Source organism: Citrobacter sp. RHBSTW-00570 (genome assembly GCF_013739755.1).
Classification (GTDB): Bacteria; Pseudomonadota; Gammaproteobacteria; order Enterobacterales; family Enterobacteriaceae; genus Citrobacter; species Citrobacter braakii.
In genome coordinates, this window is the sequence record NZ_CP056399.1 from 4,560,848 (window position 1) to 4,583,900 (window position 23,053).

Genomic DNA, 23,053 nt, shown 5'->3' on the forward strand with positions numbered 1-23,053 from the left:
ATACGGAGGAGAATACCGTGCAACGTGAAGATGTCCTGGGAGAAGCCCTGAAATTACTTGAGGTTCAAGGGATAGCCAATACCACACTGGAAATGGTGGCCGAACGTATCGATTATCCTCTTGATGAACTACAACGCTTTTGGCCCGACAAAGAGGCCATTCTGTACGATGCGTTACGTTACCTCAGCCAGCGGGTGGATATCTGGCGGCGTCAACTTTTGCTGGATGACACCCTGAGCGCTGAACAGAAATTACTGGCACGCTACACCGCGCTGTCCGAATGCGTGAGCAATAATCGCTATCCAGGCTGCCTGTTTATCGCCGCCTGTACGTTTTACCCCGATCCCGGGCATCCGATCCATCAGTTAGCCGATCAGCAAAAAAAGGCGGCACATGACTTCACCCATGAGCTGCTGACGACGCTGGAAGTTGACGACCCTGCAATGGTTGCCAAACAGATGGAACTGGTGCTGGAGGGCTGTCTGAGCCGCATGCTGGTGAATCGTAGCCATGCTGATGTCGAAACGGCACACCGCCTGGCTGAAGATATCCTGCGCTTTGCTCAGTGCCGTATGGGCGGTGCGCTGACTTAATTCGGATTTCGTAACTTTTGTGAACCGCATATAATTTCGGCAATACCGACATATTAAAAGGAATTATATGCGTCTCGCGCACTGCATTCTCCTCGCAGGTTTTATCTCTGCCCCCCTGTATGCCAATCCATTAAACGGTTTTTCGTTTGCACATAAAGACTGGGAAGTTGCGTGTGATAATACGGGTACCTGTCGGGCAGCAGGTTATAGTGACCATGCGGTAAGCGTACTGCTCACACGTGCGGCTGGCCCCGACACCAGCGTGTATGTCGAGGTTGCTTTTGCACAGCGTACGGCGAATCAACCCTCCCTGAAAGACGCCACGCTTTTTATTGATGGTCAAAAGGAAGGCGCGCTAACGTTTTCCGCAGAGGGATATTTTAAACTCAACTACCAACAGCGAAAGGTGTTTCTGGACGCCTTACGTCAGGACAATACCATTGAGTTTGCAGCAGATGGCGAACGATTACTGCTTTCTAATGCAGGTTCGAGCGCTGTGCTGCTGAAAATGGATGAATTCCAGAAACGCATCAATACCCAAAGCGCTGTGCTGCATCCAGGAGATAAAACCAGTAATGATGTGCTTAACGCTGAGCCTGCCCCACTTATCATCACCCAACCCGTCATCCGCACGCCGGACGTGGAACCATTAACGACCGCGCAGCGACAAAAAATAGAACCCCAAATTAGGGTCACTCCCGAGATGAATTGCCGCGAACTGGAAGAGGGTCAGGAACGCATTTATTACCGCATTCCGGTGGATAAACAACATGTACTCATTCAAACCGAATGCTTTGATAGCTCACGTACCATCCTCTGGCTAACCAATACTGAACTAACTACTTCGCCTAAACTAATCACGAGTGATGCCAGTGAATATGAGAACGGTGAGATAGCCCGTTTCAGCGATCCCATTCAGCTCTGGGTCTGGGAGGGTAACAACTTCACCTTGCGCGACGAATACCGCAGCGGCGGACAAGGAAACCTTTCTGTTGGCGGTGTCTGGACGCTCCCTACGTTCGTTAGCATCGTACGTTCTCAGTCTGATGTAGACACGGATAACACGGCCCTAAAAACGCTACGTAGCGCCGTAGAGAGCATGCAAAAAAGCGATCCGGGCTTAGAACTGAGCAAAATCGCCAGTCAGTTTCCATTAATCGGTCAAATCACTGATTTCAGGATCTCTTACGCTGAAGACTCAACAGAACCAACCGCGAAACCCTCCCCTGAGATTAGCGATGATGAGTGGCAGGCATTTTCCCGCACAACGTTTAGTGTCGATTCGGAAAATGGAGGCGTGAACTTTACGCTCATTGATCTGGATGACGACGGTAAACGCGATCTCATCATCAACAGCTACGTTGGTGGCACAGGATTATTCAGCTACACCGGCGTACTCAAACGCGGTGATAATGCCTTCGTCGTCGTTAATGGCAAACAGGATGACGATAACTTTGGCGTACCCGGGGCGCTATTTTCGGAGAATGGGCGCGGCGCCAACCAGTGGAGCCAATGGGTGCGCATCAACGGTAAGGTTTACGCTCTCTGGTACAACGGCTTATATAATGAAGAGAAGCTTTATCTGTTGCGTCCATTTAGCCCAGACGAGAAGGCTCCCGTCGTAGCCGTCCACTATCGCTATGAATACGATATGAATTCAATCGAACCACGGGAAGAAGGACAACCCCTACTCCCGAAATTGAATACCAAAGACAAAACAAAGCTCATTACCGAACTGAACAAAATGCAAAGCATTCTTTTACAAAACCAACAGGCAAGCGACGGCGTTTCCCCTATCTGCCCAATCCCTGCCGGTACGTTGCAGGAAGACGCGGACAATTACAGTTCAGGGATTGCAGGGAACTATACGTCTGAACCTGTCGCAGCCATTCCTGTCTGGGTAAATGGGGAGTGCCTTATCGGTTCTGTCGAGAGTTATTTTGGTAGAGGAGAGTTCATCACTCTCGTTTCGCCAAAAGATCAGGATATTGTCGGAGAGTATTCAGTTACCGGCACACGCCATGTAACATCCATTAAAAGTGAATGGGTTCCCCGCGAAGGCGATAACGGTGGGCTGTAATTTTGAGCAAAACCCTCGAGAAAACAGCGAAATCGCTGCATAGTTAAGCAACCGACAGAAAAAGCGAGAAATTTGGTTGACGGGGTGTCCGGATTACGGTTTAATGCGCCCCGTTGCCCGGATAGCTCAGTCGGTAGAGCAGGGGATTGAAAATCCCCGTGTCCTTGGTTCGATTCCGAGTCCGGGCACCAAATTCATATCAACGGACCTCCACGGAGGTCCGTTTTTGCATTCTGAACCCGCGAAAATCAACACATCCACAATACGTTAACTCCACCCAACTCAATCAAATTCAACCCGCTTCAAGTCCCTTGCGAGGGTACAACTGAGGGTATAGTCTGATTCGATAAAATTTATACCCCTTTTACTATCAGGAGACCCCACCAATGGCGCTCACTGACGCTAAAATCCGGGCAGCTAAACCGGATGAAAAACCTTATAAACTTGCTGACAGCGGCAACATGTTTTTGCTCGTTCACCCTAACGGCTCGCGTTACTGGCGACTCCGCTATCGGTTTCTGGGCAAAGAGAAAACGCTCGCTCTGGGCGTCTATCCTGAAGTCTCATTATCAGAAGCAAGGGAAAAGCGCGATGCGGCAAGGAAACAGATAACGGAGGGAATTGATCCGTGCGAACAGAAACGAGTAAAGAAAGCAGTACAGGAGGCCAGCAATACGTTCGAGCTTGTTGCACGTCAGTGGCACAAGAGCAACAAAAAATGGTCCGAAGCTCACAGCGAGAAGGTGCTCAAAAGTCTTGAGAGTCACGTATTTCCTCTTATCGGCTCACGTGATATTACCACCCTCAGAACTCCCGATTTACTTGTCCCCGTTAAAACAGCCGAATCCAAAGAGATATATGAGATTGCAGCCCGCCTTCAGCAGCGTATCACTGCCATCATGCGCTATGCTGCCCAGTCCGGCATTATCAGCTATAACCCTGCCGTGGATATGGCTGGTGCTTTAACGACGGTGAAGCGCCAGCATCGCCCTGCCCTCGCCTTAAATCGCATTTCAGAGCTGCTTGAACGACTGGACAACTACAGAGGACAACCTCTCACCCGGCTGGCAACCAAACTTACCCTGCTTATCTTCATACGTTCCAGTGAACTACGCTTTGCTAGGTGGTCTGAGATCGACTTCAAGAAAGCCATGTGGACCATTCCTCCCGAGCGGAAACCTATTGAAGGGGTCAAGTACTCGCATCGAGGCTCTAAAATGCGTACAGAGCATCTGGTCCCGCTATCAACTCAGGCACTGGATATTCTCAAACAAATCCAAGCCATCAGCGGGGAATATGAACTGATTTTCACTGGCGATCACAATCCATGGAAACCCATGAGTGAAAATACAGTGAATAACGCACTACGTCTTATGGGCTACGATACAAAGGTCGATGTCTGTGGTCACGGCTTCCGGGCAATGGCCTGTAGTTCGTTGATTGAGTCAGGATTATGGTCGAGAGATGCTGTGGAGCGCCAGATGAGCCATCAGGAACGTAATGGCGTACGTGCGGCCTACATTCATAAAGCTGAGTTCTTAGATGAACGCAAATTGATGCTGCAATGGTGGGCAGATTTTCTCGATGCGAATAGTGAAAATCCGGTCTCACCTTTCGATTACGCCAGACAACAATTATAATCTATTCTCCCGGCAGAAATGCCGGGAGAATGTTTACTTATTCTTTCCCTGTATACATTTATTCACAGAGGGGTTGATGGCAAGCTGCCGCCTGTCCTTGTGATGAACTATTTTACGTAGGTACAGGTGATTACCTATACTACCCGCTTTAAAGCATGTCACAGCAATTAACGATAAAATAAGACACGAAATAACGGGGTGTCACTATGAGTTTTTTAACGGATGAAGAAATTAATGCACTGACAATAAAACGAATGATTTTTCATGTCGTTGGTGGGGAACTGGAGATCCCAGTGCTGCTCAGCGAAATATCACCACCTGAACACGTCGATTTTTTTCTGGAACGGATTAAGTCTGCATTAAGCGGTAACATGTTCCGGTTTACGGAATTGTCCAATACCGAGCGTATTCTGCGGCTCATAAGGAACAATGCCGATACCGACGCTAGTTGCTTCACCGAACAGTCCACCTTTCTGGCAAACGATTTTCAGTCTCATCACCACACAAAAAATGCCAGCATGGGGGTATTTTTTCTTTTTGAGCTTCACACCCTCAATGATGAAAAACTGTTTGCCCTCATTAAATATGATAACGAGGACGTGGTACGTTACGTGCTGGATGCGGAGGGAGACGAGTTTCAGGTTCCCAGACTCGAACGTTTCCGCGAAAGCTTCGTCAAGAAAGCTGAAGCCATGCAGAAAATTGCTCTGGTCCGCCTGACGGCAGATGCTCAGGGTGGGCGGGTTGTCGTTCGGGATCGCAGCAAACGAACCAATATCTCCGTTTATTTTGAGCGTTTTTTACAGGTACAGCGCGTCAACAGTACAACCGATCTCAGCGACAAACTGGTTGCCGCACTCAAGGATGTCTTCAAAAAGCATCGAGACCTGTTACCGGACGACATCAGACGCAGCGGTGTTAACAAGATTTATGAAACGTTACATCACGGGGCGCAGGATTTTAACACCGATGAACCCCTTTCCCTGCTTAACCAGATTTTTGGACCAATGGAAGAAGATCATCCGCTGGTCAAATCCTTTACCCGTAAAATAAAAGACCTGGGAATTTCAGGTGAATCTTTCCGGATCACCCCTGAGAACATTCCTAAGCCACGGAAAAGAAAACTGGTAACTCTGGAAGATGTTATTGTTATCTACGATGAGGATAATGCACCGGATATCCAAACGATGGAAGACGGGCGAAAACGTATAGTGATAGTGACTGCAGGGCTGGTGACAGATGACATCGATACTGGAAAAAATCGGTAAGGCAATTGACTGCTCACGCCGCACATCTGATCTGGTGATCACTGAAGATCAGCAAACCACCACCCGGAAATTGTTCATTTCTGGAACCATGGATAATGACACCCTTCAGTTATGGGGGGAAGTAATGGATACCGATGCCGAAAATCTCAGGATCACCTTTGTTGATGATAGTCGAGATGATATCCACCCCGCACAAGGTATCCCCGGTCAGAAGCACTTTATCACCATCATCAGCGATGAACTCCCCGGAATTTTGCGCCTCTTCACCTTGGAAGGTTGGCGTTCGTTTTTACTCCAGGATCCCAGGCTCTGTCAGTATCACCGCATCTACGCCCTGTTTATCAACGAAGCATTTGAAACACAACAATGGAAGGTCGCGCCGTGGAAAAAAATGCTCCCGGATGAGAGTGAAAGCGACGTCCCAACTCAGACGGCCTCCGTCACAAAAAGCATTATCCGTTGTTTTTCAACTGACTTTCTTCCCCCAGATACCATTGCACCTTGGATCCTGATATCCGGCGATACAGTGATCGACGAATCAATGAGACTCTGGGAGTCACTCGCTTGTCGGGAGTTGTTGAAATGTTTCGTCAATGAGCTTTTTGCTGCCGAAATAAAAAAGGTCGGACTGTCAGGAAAACCGCCGCGGAAAATCCCTTTCGGGGAAGAACATGCGGCTCTGCCCGCCTTTGACGTCATTCAGGAAACAGCAAAATGGATTTTTCTGGAAGGAAACGAAACCGAGCTTAAACATACCTTTTTGTCCAGTGAACTGGCCAGAGAATGGCCTGAGGGCGTTACGTTTTGTGAAGGCATTGTGTATCGACTCTCCCCGGCACTGGAGTCAGCCCGACTTCTCTACAAGGCCCATATCCGGACAGGGGGAAAAGACACCCTGAAATCGCTGGGCGATTTGCGAAAAAGTCTGACAGAGGACACACAAAAAATTCTGCAGCAGTCGCGTGACCTGTCTTCCACGTTGTGGAAAGATATGGCCCTGGTTATCAGCACTCTGATCCTTCGCTACAGTCTGGAGGCCCTAAAGGCAAGTGGTCCGCAAAAAGTGTATGCTCTGGCATTTTGTGCACTGGCCCTGTATATCGCCATCTCATACGGGATGTCGGTCTATATCAACCGGAATGCCCTTTCACTGCTGGAACAAAACAGAATAACCTGGAGAAGTAAGTTATATGGTTTTCTGGATGAACAAGATTATCAGGAGCTTGCGGGTCTTCCCATTAATACCGCAATGTGGTCATATCGCCGGGTTGAGCGAATAACGTCGGCCATTATGCTCGTACTGGTTACGCTATTACTCACGGCAGCAGCAAGTGAATTCTGGTCGCTAAGTATGATCATGCATTCTGGATACACTTGGGTTATGAGTGCGCTGCAGTTTCTGACATCCACGGCCCTGCGAGGCCCGAACGATTTCCAGTGTGTCCTTCAAGGCTGAAATGAAACAATCAGAGATCATAGCAGGCTCTGGTAATGAGCAACTCTCATGGTTATCTGCTTTCAGGTAACTAAACAGAAATTCATTTTGCCCTGTCGGTCATCTCGCAACTGCTTTCCCCATCGCGTCATGGTAGAAAGAACCACCCCCATAGCACTGTCCGCAGTTGCAATGGTGTAGTTCTACTCAAGGACCATTTGTGCGGATTCGTATTTAAATTCAGCACTGAAATTTCTTTTTTTTCATTGGGATGCCTGTATTGTTCTGAGATGAGCGTATCACCTTTGTTCAGGTGGTAAAATTCTGTAAACCACTACAGTTATCGCTGAAGCTAATCCTGAGTAAAACGGTGGATCAATATTAGAATGTAGGTGGAGATGTAAGTGGATCACTTTTCACCCGTCGTTGACATCCTAGCCCTGTACTAAAAAGTCTTCCAATTTAATCGTGCGCGGAATCGATTCATAAAATGATTTTAACAAACATTGATGGATGAACAAAACCACATTGTATATTCCGTTAGAAAAAATTCACTACACCCTTTTTTAGATTCATAGATACTTGCATCAGATCACGGACATATAATCAAGAAGGTGATAGTAAATGAAAATTTCATGCATATTAAATTAACCCCCCCCCTATCTCCCAAAAGTATATTTCAAGGTTTCCATTAACATTCCCGCCTGCCACTTTACGTACACTCATCCTTCCACGCATACACAAAACACTGCAACTAATAAACAACTACATTAAGGTATCAAATACAGATTACATCGGCGAAAACAAGAACTGTAACCCTACCTACATCACAAGCAAAGACGGCAGCATACTTGTGATTTATCGGCATTTCTGGCATGATCTTTAGTGTGTTTAATACAGATTAATCAGTTGAATCAACATCCTAATTGTACACACTGGAAAAATGTCAGACGTTGAGATACATTCACGGAATGTATGTTTTATGTGGAAATATCCTCCCATGTTTCATGGTAAGGCCTACGAATTCGAAAATGTCGATTATTTTTAAAAAAGATGTGTTTCAGCAGCAAGGCCAACATAAAGTGATACGAAAACACAAAATTGCATAAGCTGTCAGTGCGGGATACCTACGAACACATAATAACGCATTGCAATTAATTTATTGCTTATTATTTAAATACTCTTTGAATAGCTCTTTTGACATCTTATAACTAATACAATAATCAGTAATGTCGGACAAAATCATTACTAATTCTAAATTTTTAGTTGATACAGCTTGCTTGTCGTTACTTAATTATTTTTAAGGAAAAAGATTGTGAATACATTTAACCGAACTACCACATGCATCGTGATTTCCGCAGCATTGTTACTTGGAGGCTGTGCCAATACAGGAAGCTCTCTCCTGTCTGGGACAAAGCCGGATCCTCGCCTTACCACCACAGAACAATCACAGTTCTTTAGCGCTTCTGGTGCACAAGGTTGTGGCGTAGGCGCCGTATCCGGCGCAGCTCTCGGCGCGTTAGTAGGGGCGTTAGCAGGTGACTCGAAGAAAGCGCTTGCCGGCGCTGCAATTGGTGGCGCAGCTGGCTGTGCTGCAGGTATGACCGCTAACTACTATCTTGATGGCCTGAAAAAAGATTATGCCTCTACAGCCGATCGTCTGCAGGCTATGGATAATGACATCAGCAAAGATACCGCAGCGGTTGAAAAATCGACGCTGGCGATGAAACAAGTTATTAGCGAAAACCAGGCCACCTTAACCAAAATCAGCATCCAAAAAGATAAAGCTGGATTTGATAAAGTCGGTGCGAAAACCCAGCTGGCGCAAATTGATGCCAACATCAGCAAGATGAAAGAGACCATGAAAGGCATGAAGGATAAAGAATCTGCCTATAAGGTCGCTTTACAAGGTCAAACGACCACCACAAGTGCAGAGAAAAGCAAGCTGGCAAATTTGAACAAAGAATATGCCAATCTCAATAGCAAGATTGCTGCTCTGGAACAAGAAACCAACGAGCTGTATGAACAGCGCCAGGCGATCTCCCTTGGTTAACCCTTTCGGCCGATAGCATTATCGGCCGGTTTAAGACTGCTTAAAGCAGCGTTATTCGACGCTAATGATGGATTATTTGATGAGAAAATACGCACTTCTTGCCGCCCTTGTCCTTACGGGTTGTACTACGTCCCCCCAGGACTGTGATTTACACGCACAAGATCCAAGCTTTATTACCAAACTGAGCTGCGCCACGTCGGGTGGTTATCGTCAGCAGGTTGATCAAAAAGAACAGCAGGTTCGTCTGAGCCAATATCAAAATGAATCGGCCAGGCAACAGCAGGATTATACCCAAAACAGACAGCAGACCTTAAATCAAAAGCTGGCAGATGAACAAGCAAGGCTAAATGCCGTGCGTTCGGATCTGTCGCAGACTCTCGCAAAACTGAAATCAAGCAAGATTCAAAGCCGCGAACGCCAGCAGGAAATTGCCAAATTGCAGGAGCTGCAGCGCCAGTCACAAACGGCAACGAGCGCCAGCGAAATTTCAGCGATTGAGAAAAAGGTCGCCGAAGCCAAGCACAAAATTAAAGTTCTCGAAGAAGCAAATACGCTCCGCTAAAAGCGCAGAAAACGTTCCGGCTGTCTGAGATGCGATGATACACATCTCATGCATATCACCCACAACAATAATGATTTGCTTATGCAACGATTAACAACTGCCGCGCCGATTGATGAAGCAACGCTGACAACCTATGAAGAGACGGTCGGTATCATACATCGTCATCTTCCTCCTTCACTGGCGCTGCTGTATGCCACCGCGCGTCGCAATGCTGAAGGACGCCTGGAGTGGTGGACAGCACGTCAGGGGCTGGCTAAACCTTTTTCCGCACTGAATGACGCCGAACGGCTGACTGTTGAGAATAAACGTCAGCAATATCAGGACATTCTGGCGGGGTTAATCAGCCAGCTGGCCGCGCGCGGCGAAGATAAGTCAGCACATGCGTTGCAAACGCTGCTCACCCAATCACACCACCTCGACGGCTATAGCGTCGGCGGCGAACCGGTGTTGGTCAATTGGGCCACAGCCAGCACAGCGGCCCCCCTCCATACAGTAGTGGTTATCCCCTGGTGGCGCGGTTTTCTTCCTTGGCTGGCATTATTGCTACTGCTGCTCCTGCTCGTCGGTGTCTGGTGGTGGTTTACACATCGCCCGGCCGTGAAGCTCCCCGTTGTTACACCAACCCATACCGAATTAACTGACACCAATCCCAGCGTGAAGCTTGAGAAACGTCAGGATTTTGGCCGGATAAAAATCAATCTGCAGTGGAAGCAGGGGGACCACAAAGAGCCTGTCGATCTCGATATTGCCGCCTTTGTGCGCTTAAAAAACGGTGAAATCAGCGGCGCTGAGGCGCTGAGTCATTTGCCCGGCAACTATGACCAGCCACCGTATCTGCTGCTGCAGGAAGATCTGCGTGAAGGCAATGACGTGGATGGCGAATGGCTTTTCGTCAACGGCAGCCACTGGCAGGACATTGATGAGGTGTTGATTTATAGCTTCATTTACGCTGGCACCGATAACTGGCAAGGGACAAACGCCTCCGTCACCCTCTATGTCCCCGAACAGCAGCCGATTACATCCATGCTCACGGATAGCGACCAGCGTAATAATGTCGCCGCCATCGCCAGGCTCAAAAATGTCGATGGCAATATTCAGGTTGAACGCCTTGACCGTTTCTTCCCCGACCGCGAGTCGATGGATAAGCACTATGGCTGGGGTTTCAAATGGACGCCCGGCGCGACCAAAAATTAGCCTGTACCACTGTGGCTTTAGTCAAATTACAGCCTTTAAGGGTTAGATAATGCGAAATTCGATTCAGGGACCACTACTTCGTACCGGAAATAACTCTTCATTCAAGGCGCTGGGTGAAACGGGCTATCCTGTTTTCAAGATGGCCTTCCAGCTACGCGAAGCCATCTATCGTCTTGATGCAGGGCGCGATCTGGCCCGTCATCTAGCTATCCCGCAAAACGATCAGGGCGGTGACAGAACCGACTGGTACAGCAGTTTTCCCGGCGATGTTATCCCGTGGAGCGGCGCAAGCGAAGCGGAGCGAGAATCGGCGCGCCAGCAATTTAATGCGTTTCAAATGGCAGTGCAGTCACTAAGCGAACAGCTGCTCAACGCGGAGCAAAGCGGAACCGGCGGCGATCGTCGGGTCTTTGCCCAGTTGCTTAAATCTGTGACCCATTTCCCCGATTATGAGTTTGTCTATCTCGTTAATGGAACGCTGGTGATCACCTTTTGGGGGTTTGTCCACCCGGAAGGGGAACAACGTCACCCGATGCATTGGCTGAGTTCATCGTCCGTTCCCGCCGCCGCCCTCGCGGCCGTTCCGCCGCAGGCCAGCGCCACGGAAAAAACCGTCGAACCCGCTCCCGCGCCCTTTGTTGATATTCGAACGCGCCGCTGGCGCTGGCGTTGGTTGCTATGGCTACTTTTGGCGTTACTGCTGCTAGCGCTGCTGTTAGGGCTGCTCCGCGGCTGCGCTCCTTCTCTTTCCCTGCCGGGCCTCCCTGGTCTTTCTGCGGATAAAACCACGGTCACCGCTGAACCTGTGGCTACGCACCCGGCCGCCAGCACCCATGACGTGGCGATCAGGGGGTCAGAAACCGCCGTTGGCGCTCGCGCCGTACCCGGCATTGTGGAAGGGTCAACCGCGGACGCGCATCCTGCGCTGGATTCAACGGTGCCCGCGATGCCTGCCGACACATCTGACAGAGCGGTAGACGGCGATGCGCCGCCGCCGGCTAACGCAAATGAAGCCAGCGTAGAACCGCCACTGCCGCCCGGCGTACAGGATACCCACGACGAGCAGACGCCTCCGGGCGTGACTCCGGTAACCGCCCCGCCGCTCGTTGCGCCGCAGGGCGAACCGTTAACCCTCCCGGCCACGCTGCCGGACGGCCCGGCGAAGTTTCTTAACGGCGAATGGCGCGTGAATGGCGGTATTCAGGACAAGCACACCGGACGCCCGCTCCAGCTGCAATATAATTTTGACCAGGGCAACGGCACCGTCAGCGTCCGCCAGTCCAGCGGCGTAACGTGCCGTGGCCCAGCCAACGGTAACGTGCAGCAGGGGGCGCTCAACATTACCAACCCTGAGCAAATGACCTGCAGCGATGGCTCAAACTTTATTGTGCCGACCATCGAGTGCAAATCACCTTCCGCGGGTCATGCCGATTGTATTGGCAGCAACGATGGGGAAAAAACCTTCCCGATTCGTATGCTTCAACCTAATTCCTGAACAGGGACGAGATAACTATGTTGCCCGAGATTGTATCTTTTGATCGTCAAGTAACCCTGGTAGGCGACTCCGGGATCCAGTTTATGGATTTTGGTTTGTCTCCAGGACGTTTGCCCGCCGGTGAATTTGTTAAATTAGCCAATGGCGTATTGACCCGTTTAATCTACAACGAACAGCGTGATTACTATTTTTATCAGCCCAGCCCGGCAAATATCGAGAAGGCTAAAAGCCAGTACGATATTCCCGTTGAGCAGAGTCTTAAGCTGTTTGACGGGACATGGTTGCCGCTTCCCCTACTCCGTTTTAGCCCGCCTGACGTCTATCAGGAAGGGCCGCTAAACTGGGCGCGTTTTCGTATCGTCAAGCTGGACAAGCCTGATATGGATGGGCATAGCCATCGAATGACGTTGGCTATCGATACTCGCGTAATGGCCAAACAGCAGGCCGCCGCCGACCTCAGCCCGAACCAGGAAGATGTCAATGCCGGGGCAACCTTTGCGGTGGCGACAGCCACCTATGCCCTTAACTGGTATCTCACGCAAGAGTGGATTGTCGACTGGCTGAAAGAGGTATTTAAAGAGGCGAGCAAAGGCCGGGATATCGACGAACGCGAGCAGGAGCTTAACCAGCAGTATCCGCTGGCGCACTACCTTAACCTTCTTTCACTGATGGCGATTCCCGTCGAAGGTTTGCAAAGTCAGACCGCCCCCATCATTGAATTGCCGCATTTCAGGGTCATCGCCAATCGGGAAACTAACGCTATCAAGCCTATTCCCGTTGATTTGATCCTCGATGTCGGTAACTCACGCACCTGCGGTATTCTCATTGAAGATCATGGGCAATCAGGTTCAGGTATGCAGCACAACTATGTGCTCAAATTGCGCGATCTTAGCGCGCCGGAACATGTTTATACCGAACCCTTTGAAAGCCGGGTCGAATTTTCACAGGCCTTCTTCGGCAAAGATCACTGCTCGGTGCGTAGCGGCCGCCACGATGCCTTCCAGTGGCCGACGATCGCTCGTATCGGCGGAGAAGCGGGTCGTTTAGCGGCGCGCCGAAAAGGCAGCGAAGGTTCAACCGGCCTCTCCAGCCCTAAACGTTATCTTTGGGATGAAAAATATTACGGTCAGGGCTGGCGATTTAACGGTAGCTACGTGCAGGACAGTAATCCACTCGCCACCGCTGCGCCGTTCGCGAATCTGATCGATGAACGGGGCGAGGCGTTACACACCATCGAAGATGAGATGGATCGCATCCCGGTCTTTACGCCACGCTATTCTCGCAGTTCTCTGATGACCTTTATGCTCGCGGAAGTATTAACCCAGGCGATTAGTCAGATTAATAGCCCGGAACAGCGCATACGTCAGGGACACGCAGGTATTCCGCGTCAGCTACGCCATATTATTCTGACCGTGCCGCCCGGTATGCCGATGGCTGAACGTTGCGTACTGGATGACCGTATGCGTCAGGCGGTCGGTTTAGTCTGGAAAGCGCTACGCTGGCACAACGGCGAAAACGATCCTTATGAGGATGAGCAAGAAGATCATAGTCAGACAAACATTAAAATTCCGCTGCCAAAAATCAGGGTCGAGTGGGATGAAGCGTCCTGCGCGCAGTTGGTTTATCTCTACACCGAGATAAACCAAAACTTTGCCGGTCACCCGGAGTCGTTTTTCGACGCCCTTAGCCGACCCGACAGCACGCAACGTGAAAGAATATCCATCGCATCTATCGATATCGGCGGCGGCACCACCGATCTGGTCATCACCGATTATCATCTCGATCGCAATGGTCATAGTGGGGGCGGCGCTAACGTCCATATCATCCCGCAGCAGCGTTTTCGCGACAGTTTTAAAATTGCCGGCGACGATATTCTGCTAGATGTCATCCAGTCCTATGTGCTTCCAGCCTTTGAGCAGGCGCTGCGTGAAACGGGGGTCATATCCGTTGAGACGCTGATGTCTCAACTGTGCGGCTCGCAAAATATTAGCGCGGCGGAATCCGTGCTGCGCCAGCAGCTCACCCTGCAACTCTTCGTTCCCCTCGCGTTGCACATTCTGGGTAAATACGAGCAATTCGATCCGCTGGACGAGCAAACGCATATCGTGATTAACCAACGTGTCGGCGATCTACTGCCGGTAGGTTCTCTGCGTGATGAAGTCGAGGGCTTTGTTCGCCGCGAAGTACAAAAAGCTGGTGGCCCGACCGATTTCAAACTGGCTGAGGTAATGCTCACTCTGCCGCTCGCCAGAGTGCATAACGATTTGTGCTCGGGTAAGTTCAACATTGATAAAGTGCTAACCGCGCTGTGCGAAGTGCTGAGCTATTATCATTGCGACCTGCTACTGCTGACGGGCCGCCCTTCGCAGCTGCCGGGCATTCAGGCAATTATCCGTCGCAACCTGCCATTGCCGCCGGGGCGTATTTTACCGCTGCACGGTTATCAGACCGGCACCTGGTATCCGTTCCATAAAAATGGCCATATCGACGATCCGAAGAGCACCGCCTCCGTTGGCGCGATGCTCACACAGCTGTGCGCAAATCACAGCATTCCTAACTTCCATTTCCGTACCTCGGCGCTGAAGCCTTACTCAACGATTCGCCATATTGGCACCATTGATATGGATAACCTGATTCGCAGTGCCGATATCGTTTATCGCCATATCGAATCGGAGAACGGGCAGATAAAACTGCCGACATTCACCGACGAAAATGGCGAGAACACCACGCAAAGTATCATCATGCGTGGCGATTTGCGGCTGGGTTATCGTCAACTGGATGCCGAACGTTGGGCCGCCGCACCGCTTTATACCTTACGTTTTAGCGAAGAAGGCCGTAAGAAGTTTTCCGCCGCCTTCTCCGTGGATAACGGTTCACCGTACCTGAAAGTGAGACTGGCTATCGACAAAGGCAAACGGGCGCGCCAACTGGGCTTAATCAGCGATCGGCTGATGATTGCGGATATCACCAGCAACACCGATAAGTCATTCAGCAAGCGTGATGTAGATCTGGAACTCAATACTATGCCCGATACGGGGCTCATTGATAGCCGACACTGGCTCGATAGCGGGAGTGTTAAAAAATAATGAATAGCGATCAAAAATCTCTCACTCAGGGTTGGGCAGCTATCGCTCAGGGCTGTCAGGACGCACTTGGCTGGGTTGATGCAGTGCGTTCCGGTTCACGTCGCCTCGACAACGAGGCGGATAAACTCAACCTTAGCTTGCTCCGCACGCGTAACCAGGCCAATAGCCTGACGTTGGTCGCCAGAACGCCAATGACCGTCGGTTTTTTTGGCATTTCTCAGGCCGGGAAATCCTATCTCATCTCCGCGCTGGCAGCGGGCAGCAATGGTTCACTGGAAGCCCTTTATGGCGAACGGCGCGTCGACTTTATCAAAGAAGTGAATCCCGTCGGCGGCGGTAAAGAGGCCACCGGCCTGGTCACCCGCTTCACCCGCCAGGCCCCCGCTGCGCCTGCGGGCTATCCTGTGCCTCTGCGCCTGTTCAGTGAAATCGATCTGGCCAAAATTCTTGCAAACGCCTGGTTTAATGATTTCAACCACGAGCAGCTGAGCTTTCAACTTGATGAAGCCAGGGTTGAAGAGCGACTGCGCCCCTTCCTACAACTCGCCACACAAGCAAAAAGCTATAACGGCGTGAGCCAGGAAGATGTGGTTGCCTTATGGGATTACCTGAACGCCTCGTTCAGAAAATCGGTTGAAAAACTTGAACACGCCTATTGGCCGCAGGTGTTGAAAATTGCCCCTGCGCTGAGTCCTGGTGAACGCGCAGAGCTATTTTCTTTATTGTGGGGAGAACTGCCGGCCCTCACCGAGACCTATCGTTCATTAGCCAATGTGCTGACCAAACTCAATCATGCCCGGACGGTGTTCGCCCCGCTGGAGACGCTGATCGATCACAGTAATGGCAGCATTATGAACGTCGACAGCCTTAACCGGCTAGGCTCCAGCCAGGATCGCCACGTGGAGATCCGCTACTGGAAAGAGGAACAGCAAATCGGCAGCGCCAGCTTAACCCAGGCGGAACTGGCAGCGTTAACCACCGAGCTTATCTTCCCGTTAGCGGAAGTCGAGGCCGACAGCGTCGTGGAGCAGGTCGATCTGCTTGACTTCCCTGGGTATCGCGGGCGTCTTAAAATTACCGCACTGGAAGAGGCCGGTAGAGAGGGGCTTAATCCCATTTGCCAGCTTCTGCTGCGCGGTAAAGTCGCCTATCTGTTTGAACGTTACACCGATAATCAAGAGATGAACGCGCTGGTCGTGTGCGCCAGCTCCGCCAAACAGAGCGATGTTGCTGACGTCGGTCCGGTATTAAACCGCTGGGTAGAAAAAACGCAGGGTAAAAGCGCCGAAGAACGTCAGGGCCGTAACCCTGGGCTGTTCTGGGCCATCACCATGTGCGATATGCGCATCAACAGCAGTCTGCAACTCACCACCGAACAGTTAAAAGAAGGCTGGGAAGGTATGCTGCACATGACCTTGCTGGAGCGTTTCGCCCAATATGATTGGCTGCAGCAATGGGCGCCCGGCCAGGCGTTTAATAACTGTTTCCTGGTGCGAAAACCGGGGCTGGATAATCCGTTCATCGACCTAAAAGACGGTACAGAACAGGAGCGAAACAAGGAAGCGTGCATCACCGAGCGCTATCGCCAGAAGCTCGACGAAATGGGCAGCACCTTCATTAGCGCTAAAAACGTGCTGCAACACGTCACCGAGCCGAGCAAAGCCTGGCACGCGATGCTCGAGCTCAACGATGGCGGCATGGGACGCTTAACCAAAGCGCTGCGCGGCGTCGCGCATCTGGAATTCAAGCTGGCACGTTTGCAGCAACAACTTGAGCAGTGTCGCGAGGAGACCGGCAATCGCCGCCTGGGCCGCTGGTACGAAAAAGACGGCGACGGGCAGCTCGTGAAAAAACAGGCCATCGCGAAAGAGCTATGGCAGGGGCTGTCCGCCTGCTCCCACAGTATGGGAGAGCTAATTAATCGTCTGGATCTGCCGACGCAGGAGCTTAATAACATCTATTTAAGCATTCGCGACCGCAACCCGGAACCGTCAAGCGATGGCGACAGCCTGGCGGCAAACGCGTTTACCGCCAGCCCATTTGGCAACAACCCCTTCGGTGATAACCCGTTTGGCAGCGATCCATTCGCCGCCGCACCGGCTGAAATCGCCGTGGTTGACGCGCCAGCGTCAACTGCCCAGGAAAGAGTCGGCCAGGACGATGATTTCGCCCATCAGGCGTTTAAAGCCTGGGTCGCGCATCTGCGTGAACTGCCGCAGCAAGCGCCGCAGTGGCATCAGTTGGGGATGAACAGCGAACTGATTAATCATCTCAGCGAAGAATTGATCACCGCAGCCACGCGCCTCGATCTGGAAGGCACGCTGAAACGCGCGCTGGCGGGTCAGGAGCAAGCGGGTACGCGGCGTGAACATCTTATGGCACGCCAGGTTCTGCGAGCCCAACTGACTATGCGTGATTTTATCGCCTGGTTTGGTTATCTCACTCTACCGCCTGAAAAGGTGCCCAACAGCTACGTTGGCGATAAAAATAAAGTCTTCCTGCGCCAGAAACCGCTGATGAACGACGAGCTGCCGCAGCTCGCCGCCGTTGCGCCGCAGCCGGGTGTCTCTTATCTGGGAGACTGGCTATCCGCCCTGATGAGCGTCGTACTTGATAACGCTGGTCATAGCGCCACGCGCGATATTTCCGTCGAACATAATCGCCAACTTGGTCAGATTATCAGCCAATTAAAACAAGAGAACATGCCATGCTAGCTAAAATCATCGCCTGCCAACCGGCAGAGCCGGGTACCGCACAATTGATGGTTCGCCTGCGCGGCGAAACTGCGGTGCTGCCCGATCTGACCTTTACGCTTTGTAATAACGAGCAGAACTATCTGCAGCCCGATGGCAGCTGGAGCCCTGCACAGCACTGGTTTACTGTCAACGGCGGTTACTCCCTGGCCAACGGCAGCGGCTTTCGTATCGGCCCTACTCTACTTGACCCTTTGCTGGCAAACGCAAGCCAGGTCCAGATTCAGATCAAGCTGGCTTCAGGAGAAGTGCGCAATACCACCCTCCAATTGGTGCGTGATGAGTTGCTCTCTTCTGAAGCCAGGGGCGCGACGGGTAATTACAGCAGCAGCAGTATGCTGGCAACCCCAGAAACCGACTCCGCACCAGTGGCCATCGTAGAAGCGCCCGTCGCAGAATCTGAAACCATTGCGCCGACCATTCATGCCGAGCCGCAGCCGCAACAAAAACCTGCGGCTTCCCGCCTCCCGCTCATCATCGCCGCCATTCTGCTTTTAGTGGTGATTGCTGGCGCGCTTTGGTGGTTCATGGGCCGGGACAAAGGTCAGGAGGTGGTCCCGGCGGTACAAGCTCAGCAAGCCCCCGCCGCCGCCGCCCCTGAAGCGACGAACACCGAGCCTAAAGCCCCGGCTGGCTGTTCCGCACAGAGTTTAGACACGCTGAGCGAGCTTGAATTCGTGCAGACGTGCGTTCAGGAAAAACTCGATAGCGATAAACTGCTGGCCATTATCCAGTCAGCGAAAGAGGCGAAGAAATGCGGCGTCGCCCAGCGCCTGTACGCAAATCGCGCGCAGGGCGGCGATACCAAAATCGCCCTGATTTACGCCGGTGAGTACGATCCGAAATACCATCAGGCAAGCGAATGTTTCAAAGAGGCGGATAAAGATACCGCGGCCTATTGGTACGAAACGGTACTACAATCAGAACCCGAGAACCAAACGGCTAAGCAGCACCTTGAGGAGCTAGCAAAATGACCCGGACTTTTTTTTGCCGTCTGGCGCTGCCATTATGCGGCCTGTTGTTCAGCGGGCACCTCTTTGCCGCCGAGGGCGATAAACCGCTGCTTCAGGAAGGGAAGAAAACGCTATACCAGCGCATCCTGACGACGCCAGGCTGTAAGCTTAGCGACAACGCCGGGGATGAAAATGGGCAGCTTCAGCCTGCCTTTAGCAGCCTTTATGTTTATCAAAAGGAAGAGGCTAAGGGGCAAAGCTGGCTTAAAGTCGGGCCGGATAGCTATGGCAAAACCCTTGGCTGGTTGCCGAAATCCTGTACCGTAGACTGGAAAATGCAGCTGACGCTGGCGTTTACCAACCCGGCCAACCGCGATCGGTTACTCTTTTTCAAAGAGAAAGAAAGTCTGGATAACATTCTTTCTGCCCCCGATCCTGTCTCTCTGGTGGCGCCGCTGCGCGCCAAATTGAAGCGTGACGGCCACGCTGAAGGTATTCAGGCCCAGGAGCCGGAATATTTTGTCGATCTGCAAAAGCAATTTTATCTGCTGCCAATCCTGAGCGGCGAAGAGGTCATGACCGAAGATGGCTTCTATACGCGCCTGCTCAACGTGGCCTCCGTCAGCAAGGCGGATGATAACGCAGCGGCAAAACAAGATAACGACGTAAACCAGTTGAAAGGCTTTAACGCTTCGGTGGTGTTCGTTATCGATTCAACCATTTCAATGGGGCCGTATATTGAGCGCACTAAAGAGGCGGTCAATAAGATCTACGACAAAATTAAACAAGAGCATCTGGATGGGCAGGTCAAGTTTGGTTTGGTCTCTTATCGTTCAAATACCAAAGCCGTACCGGGACTTGAATATAACACCCGCATTTTCGCCGACCCTAACCAGGTCAAGGACGGCGCGGATTTTCTGCAGAAAGTCGCCGATCTTAAAGAAGCGAAGGTCTCAAGCTCTTTATACGACGAGGATGCCTATTCCGGCGTGTTATCAGCTATTGATGACATTGACTGGAGTCCATTCGGCGCCCGCTATATGGTGCTGATTACCGATGCTGGCGCGATTGAGGGCAGCAATAAACTTTCAGGAACCGGCCTTGATGCCAGCCAGCTCCGTCTGGAAGCCGGTAACCGCGGCATTGCTATTTATACGTTGCACCTGAAAACCGCCAGCGGCAAAGCAAACCATACCAAAGCCGAGGGCCAGTACCGCGATCTCTCCAATTTTGATAGCACGCAATCTAACCTTTATCAGGCGGTGAATGCAGGCGATATCAAAATGTTCGGTCAGCAGGTTGATGCCCTGGCGTCAGCCATTACGGAACAGGTGAAAGCCGCCTATATGGGGGATGCCGCCATTGGCAGCGCGCTGTATGCCAAAGATGAGGGGCAAAAGCTCACGGCGGAGCAGAAATTGCTCCAGGATACGGCGTTAATCGGGCATGCGATGCAGTTAGCCTATTTGGGCAAACGCAACAGCACCCAAGCCCCGTTGGTGTTCCAGGCCTGGATTAGCGATCGCGATCTGATTAAGCAGAACATCCCCACAACAGATGTTCGCGTGCTCTTAACCAAGGGACAGCTGAGCGATTTAAGCGATGCCGTCAGCCAGATTCTGAAAGCCGCTAATGAAGGGATGATCTCGCCCACTAAGATGTTTGAACAACTGCGCACCGTTGCGGCAACAATGGGGACCGATCCTAACCAGTTGAAACAGCAAGACAGCGCGAGCATCGGCGATCTTGGCGTGCTGGGCGAGTATCTGGCCGATCTTCCCTACAAAAGCGATGTGCTGAATCTCGATGAAGAAACGTGGAAAAGCTGGGATGGGCTGTCACAGGAGAAATTTATCCGCACACTGTCATCCAAGCTGCGTCACTATCAAAAATATAATGCAGATGTCGACCGTTGGGTCGAGCTGGCGCAAGGTAGCGATCCGCGCGATCGCGTGTATCCCATCCCACTGGAAATGATGCCCTGATGCTGCACATTGAAGACTTGTGCGTGGTTCGTGGTCAGGATCATCAGGCTCACCGTGTTTACCTGCCGCAGCTTTCGCTGCGGCCAGGCGAGGTGGTGGCGGTAACGGGTGAAAGCGGCTGCGGTAAAAGCACGCTTCTGGAAGCCATTGGTTTAGTGTTGCATCCCAGCAAAATTGGGCGTTTCACGCTCAGCAAAGGGGCACAGCAGCAGGATATTGCCGCGTTGCTTCTGGGCGAGCGACATAATACACTCGCTGCGATTCGGGCACGCGAACTTGGCTTTGTATTACAAAACGGTGGCCTCCTTCCCTACCTGAACGTCAAAGATAATATTCTCTTGCCGTGCCAGCTGCTGGGAGCCCGCCCTGACAGCACCATGCTGGATAGGGTCATCGACACGCTAAAACTGTCGCCACTACTGGCAAAATATCCTACCCAGCTCTCCTTTGGCGAACGGCAGCGCACCGCTTTTGCGCGCGCGATATTACATCGCCCGGCGCTGGTACTGGCAGATGAACCGACGGCGGCGCTCGATCCCTACAATGCCCAGAAATTATTTAGCCTGTTTATCGAACTAGTCCGTCAGGAAGACATGATGGCGCTGGTCGTTTGCCATGACTGGCCTCTGGTCAAACACTTCAATTTACCCTGTTTAGCTGCGCAGCCAGAATCGCTGACGGCGTCATCACAGAGCGAACGGGGAGGTACTTACTTTGTCCTTTAATCGTGCAAGACTGCTCGGTCGCCTTGCAATGCAAGACCTGTGGCACGATCGCATCATCTCTTTTTGCATCGTCTCCTCTCTTGTTGCGGTCATCGCCCCTTTACTGCTCCTTTTTGGCCTGCGCTTTGGCATTGTGAACCAGTTACAAAACGATCTGGCCAACGATCCCCGCAATCTGGAGATCCGCATGTTGAGCAGCGGAAGCTACGATCAGCACTGGATCACGCAGCTACGGCAGCGGCCTGATGTCGGCTTCGCCATCGGGCAAACGCGCTCGCTCAATACGCTGACTGACTTGCAGACGGACAGCACACATTTTATTGAAAATGCGGAAGTCATTCCGACAGAGGCTGGCGATCCTTTGCTCGGCACGCAGGTGCTCCATCATGACCATGAAGTTGTTATTACTCAGGAAGCGGCACGCAAGCTGGCGGTGAAAACCGGTGATACGCTCACGCTACGCGTGAGTCGTATGCTCGATGAACGCCGCGAATGGGGACGTAAGCGCGTGACCGTGGTGGGGATTTTGCCAGCCACCTATTTTAATCGCCCCGCTATCTTTACCCGCCCCGCGTTATTAATGGCTCTTGAACATTTTCGCGATGGCTATGCGGTAACAGCGTTAGGGGTCGCCAGCGGCGCTCAGCTTTACGGTAACGCGCCGCGCTACGCCCGCGCAAGGTTGTACGCACGCGATATTGACCATGTCGCCAGCCTTGAACGCGATTTGCGCGCCCAACGCATCGAAACTACCAGTCGGCTGGCGGATATTGAGAATGTAAAAAGCATTAACCGTGTGTTGGGCATCATCTTTAACACGATCGCCATCACCGCGCTCATTGGCTGTATCGCCTCGTTAATCGGCTCGTTTATCGCCAATGTCGATCGTAAACGTAAGCATATTGCTGTACTTCGTCTGCTGGGCTTCACGCGACCAGCCGTAGGCGTTTACGTCATTAGTCAGGGCACTTTGCTCAGCCTGATGGCCTATATAGGCGGTTTTGGCATCTATTTTTTAGCCAGCCAGATATTTAACCGGGCGCTGTCCACAAGCCAGGCCACCGGTCAGATGATTTGCAAGATAACGCCCTTACACGGCCTTATCGCCCTCTTACTGACGCTGGTTGTGGCGACGCTGGTTGCCGGTATCGGTGCCTGGCGCGCGATCCATATTGAACCTGCGCAGAGCCTGCGCGAGGCATAACCCTTATTTTTTTAATTTGCCCTAAGC

The 23,053-nt window shown here is 51.6% G+C and carries 15 protein-coding genes and 1 tRNA gene; all 16 read left to right on the top strand.

Annotated elements, in window-relative coordinates:
- Positions 1–17: 17 nt before the first annotated feature.
- Complete coding sequence (locus HV237_RS21695; protein WP_008785982.1) at positions 18–593, top strand: transcriptional regulator; 576 nt, start codon at positions 18–20, stop codon at positions 591–593.
- A 67-nt stretch (positions 594–660) separates the two neighbouring features.
- The gene (locus HV237_RS21700) at positions 661–2,673 is read left to right on the top strand and encodes a DUF1176 domain-containing protein (RefSeq protein WP_047358978.1); all 2,013 of its coding nucleotides are present in this window, start codon (positions 661–663) and stop codon (positions 2,671–2,673) included.
- 115 nt (positions 2,674–2,788) lie between these two features.
- Positions 2,789–2,864: transfer RNA gene (locus HV237_RS21705), tRNA-Phe, on the top strand.
- A gap of 195 nt (positions 2,865–3,059) precedes the next feature.
- Entirely contained in the window at positions 3,060–4,313 is a 1,254-nt protein-coding gene (locus HV237_RS21710) for an integrase arm-type DNA-binding domain-containing protein (RefSeq protein WP_040232077.1), read from the top strand.
- A gap of 206 nt (positions 4,314–4,519) precedes the next feature.
- A complete protein-coding gene (locus HV237_RS21715; RefSeq protein ID WP_040232076.1) occupies positions 4,520–5,581 on the top strand; it encodes a nucleoid-associated protein in 1,062 nt (353 codons plus the stop codon).
- Positions 5,553–7,037 (top strand): hypothetical protein, encoded by a 1,485-nt coding sequence (locus HV237_RS21720; RefSeq protein ID WP_040232075.1) that lies wholly within the window; start codon positions 5,553–5,555, stop codon positions 7,035–7,037. Before HV237_RS21715 ends, HV237_RS21720 begins: the two co-directional genes overlap by 29 nt.
- A 1,294-nt stretch (positions 7,038–8,331) precedes the next feature.
- Positions 8,332–9,069 carry a glycine zipper domain-containing protein gene (locus tag HV237_RS21725; RefSeq protein ID WP_040232073.1) on the top strand — a complete coding sequence of 246 codons (738 nt, stop codon included), beginning with the start codon at positions 8,332–8,334 and terminating at the stop codon, positions 9,067–9,069.
- Between the two features lie 79 nt (positions 9,070–9,148).
- Entirely contained in the window at positions 9,149–9,631 is a 483-nt protein-coding gene (locus HV237_RS21730) for a hypothetical protein (RefSeq protein ID WP_023288353.1), read from the top strand.
- Positions 9,632–9,712: 81 nt separating this feature from the next.
- On the top strand, positions 9,713–10,825 hold the full coding sequence (locus HV237_RS21735) for a tellurite resistance domain protein (protein ID WP_073970863.1): 1,113 nt from the start codon (positions 9,713–9,715) through the stop codon (positions 10,823–10,825).
- A gap of 49 nt (positions 10,826–10,874) precedes the next feature.
- Positions 10,875–12,320: an SrfA family protein gene (locus tag HV237_RS21740; protein ID WP_047358976.1), complete on the top strand. Its 1,446-nt coding sequence runs from the start codon at positions 10,875–10,877 to the stop codon at positions 12,318–12,320.
- A 17-nt stretch (positions 12,321–12,337) separates the two neighbouring features.
- On the top strand, positions 12,338–15,406 hold the full coding sequence (locus tag HV237_RS21745) for a virulence factor SrfB (RefSeq protein WP_040232067.1): 3,069 nt from the start codon (positions 12,338–12,340) through the stop codon (positions 15,404–15,406).
- Positions 15,406–18,120: a virulence factor SrfC family protein gene (locus HV237_RS21750; RefSeq protein WP_047358975.1), complete on the top strand. Its 2,715-nt coding sequence runs from the start codon at positions 15,406–15,408 to the stop codon at positions 18,118–18,120. Before HV237_RS21745 ends, HV237_RS21750 begins: the two co-directional genes overlap by 1 nt.
- The gene (locus HV237_RS21755) at positions 18,114–19,133 is read left to right on the top strand and encodes a hypothetical protein (RefSeq protein WP_040232063.1); all 1,020 of its coding nucleotides are present in this window, start codon (positions 18,114–18,116) and stop codon (positions 19,131–19,133) included. Before HV237_RS21750 ends, HV237_RS21755 begins: the two co-directional genes overlap by 7 nt.
- Positions 19,130–21,097, top strand: coding sequence for a vWA domain-containing protein (locus HV237_RS21760; RefSeq protein WP_040232062.1), 1,968 nt, complete (start codon positions 19,130–19,132; stop codon positions 21,095–21,097). The genes HV237_RS21755 and HV237_RS21760 overlap by 4 nt, the downstream gene beginning before the upstream one ends.
- A complete protein-coding gene (locus HV237_RS21765; RefSeq protein WP_047358974.1) occupies positions 21,097–21,822 on the top strand; it encodes an ABC transporter ATP-binding protein in 726 nt (241 codons plus the stop codon). Before HV237_RS21760 ends, HV237_RS21765 begins: the two co-directional genes overlap by 1 nt.
- Positions 21,812–23,026 (top strand): ABC transporter permease, encoded by a 1,215-nt coding sequence (locus HV237_RS21770; RefSeq protein WP_082137240.1) that lies wholly within the window; start codon positions 21,812–21,814, stop codon positions 23,024–23,026. The genes HV237_RS21765 and HV237_RS21770 overlap by 11 nt, the downstream gene beginning before the upstream one ends.
- The last annotated feature ends 27 nt before the right edge of the window (positions 23,027–23,053 follow it).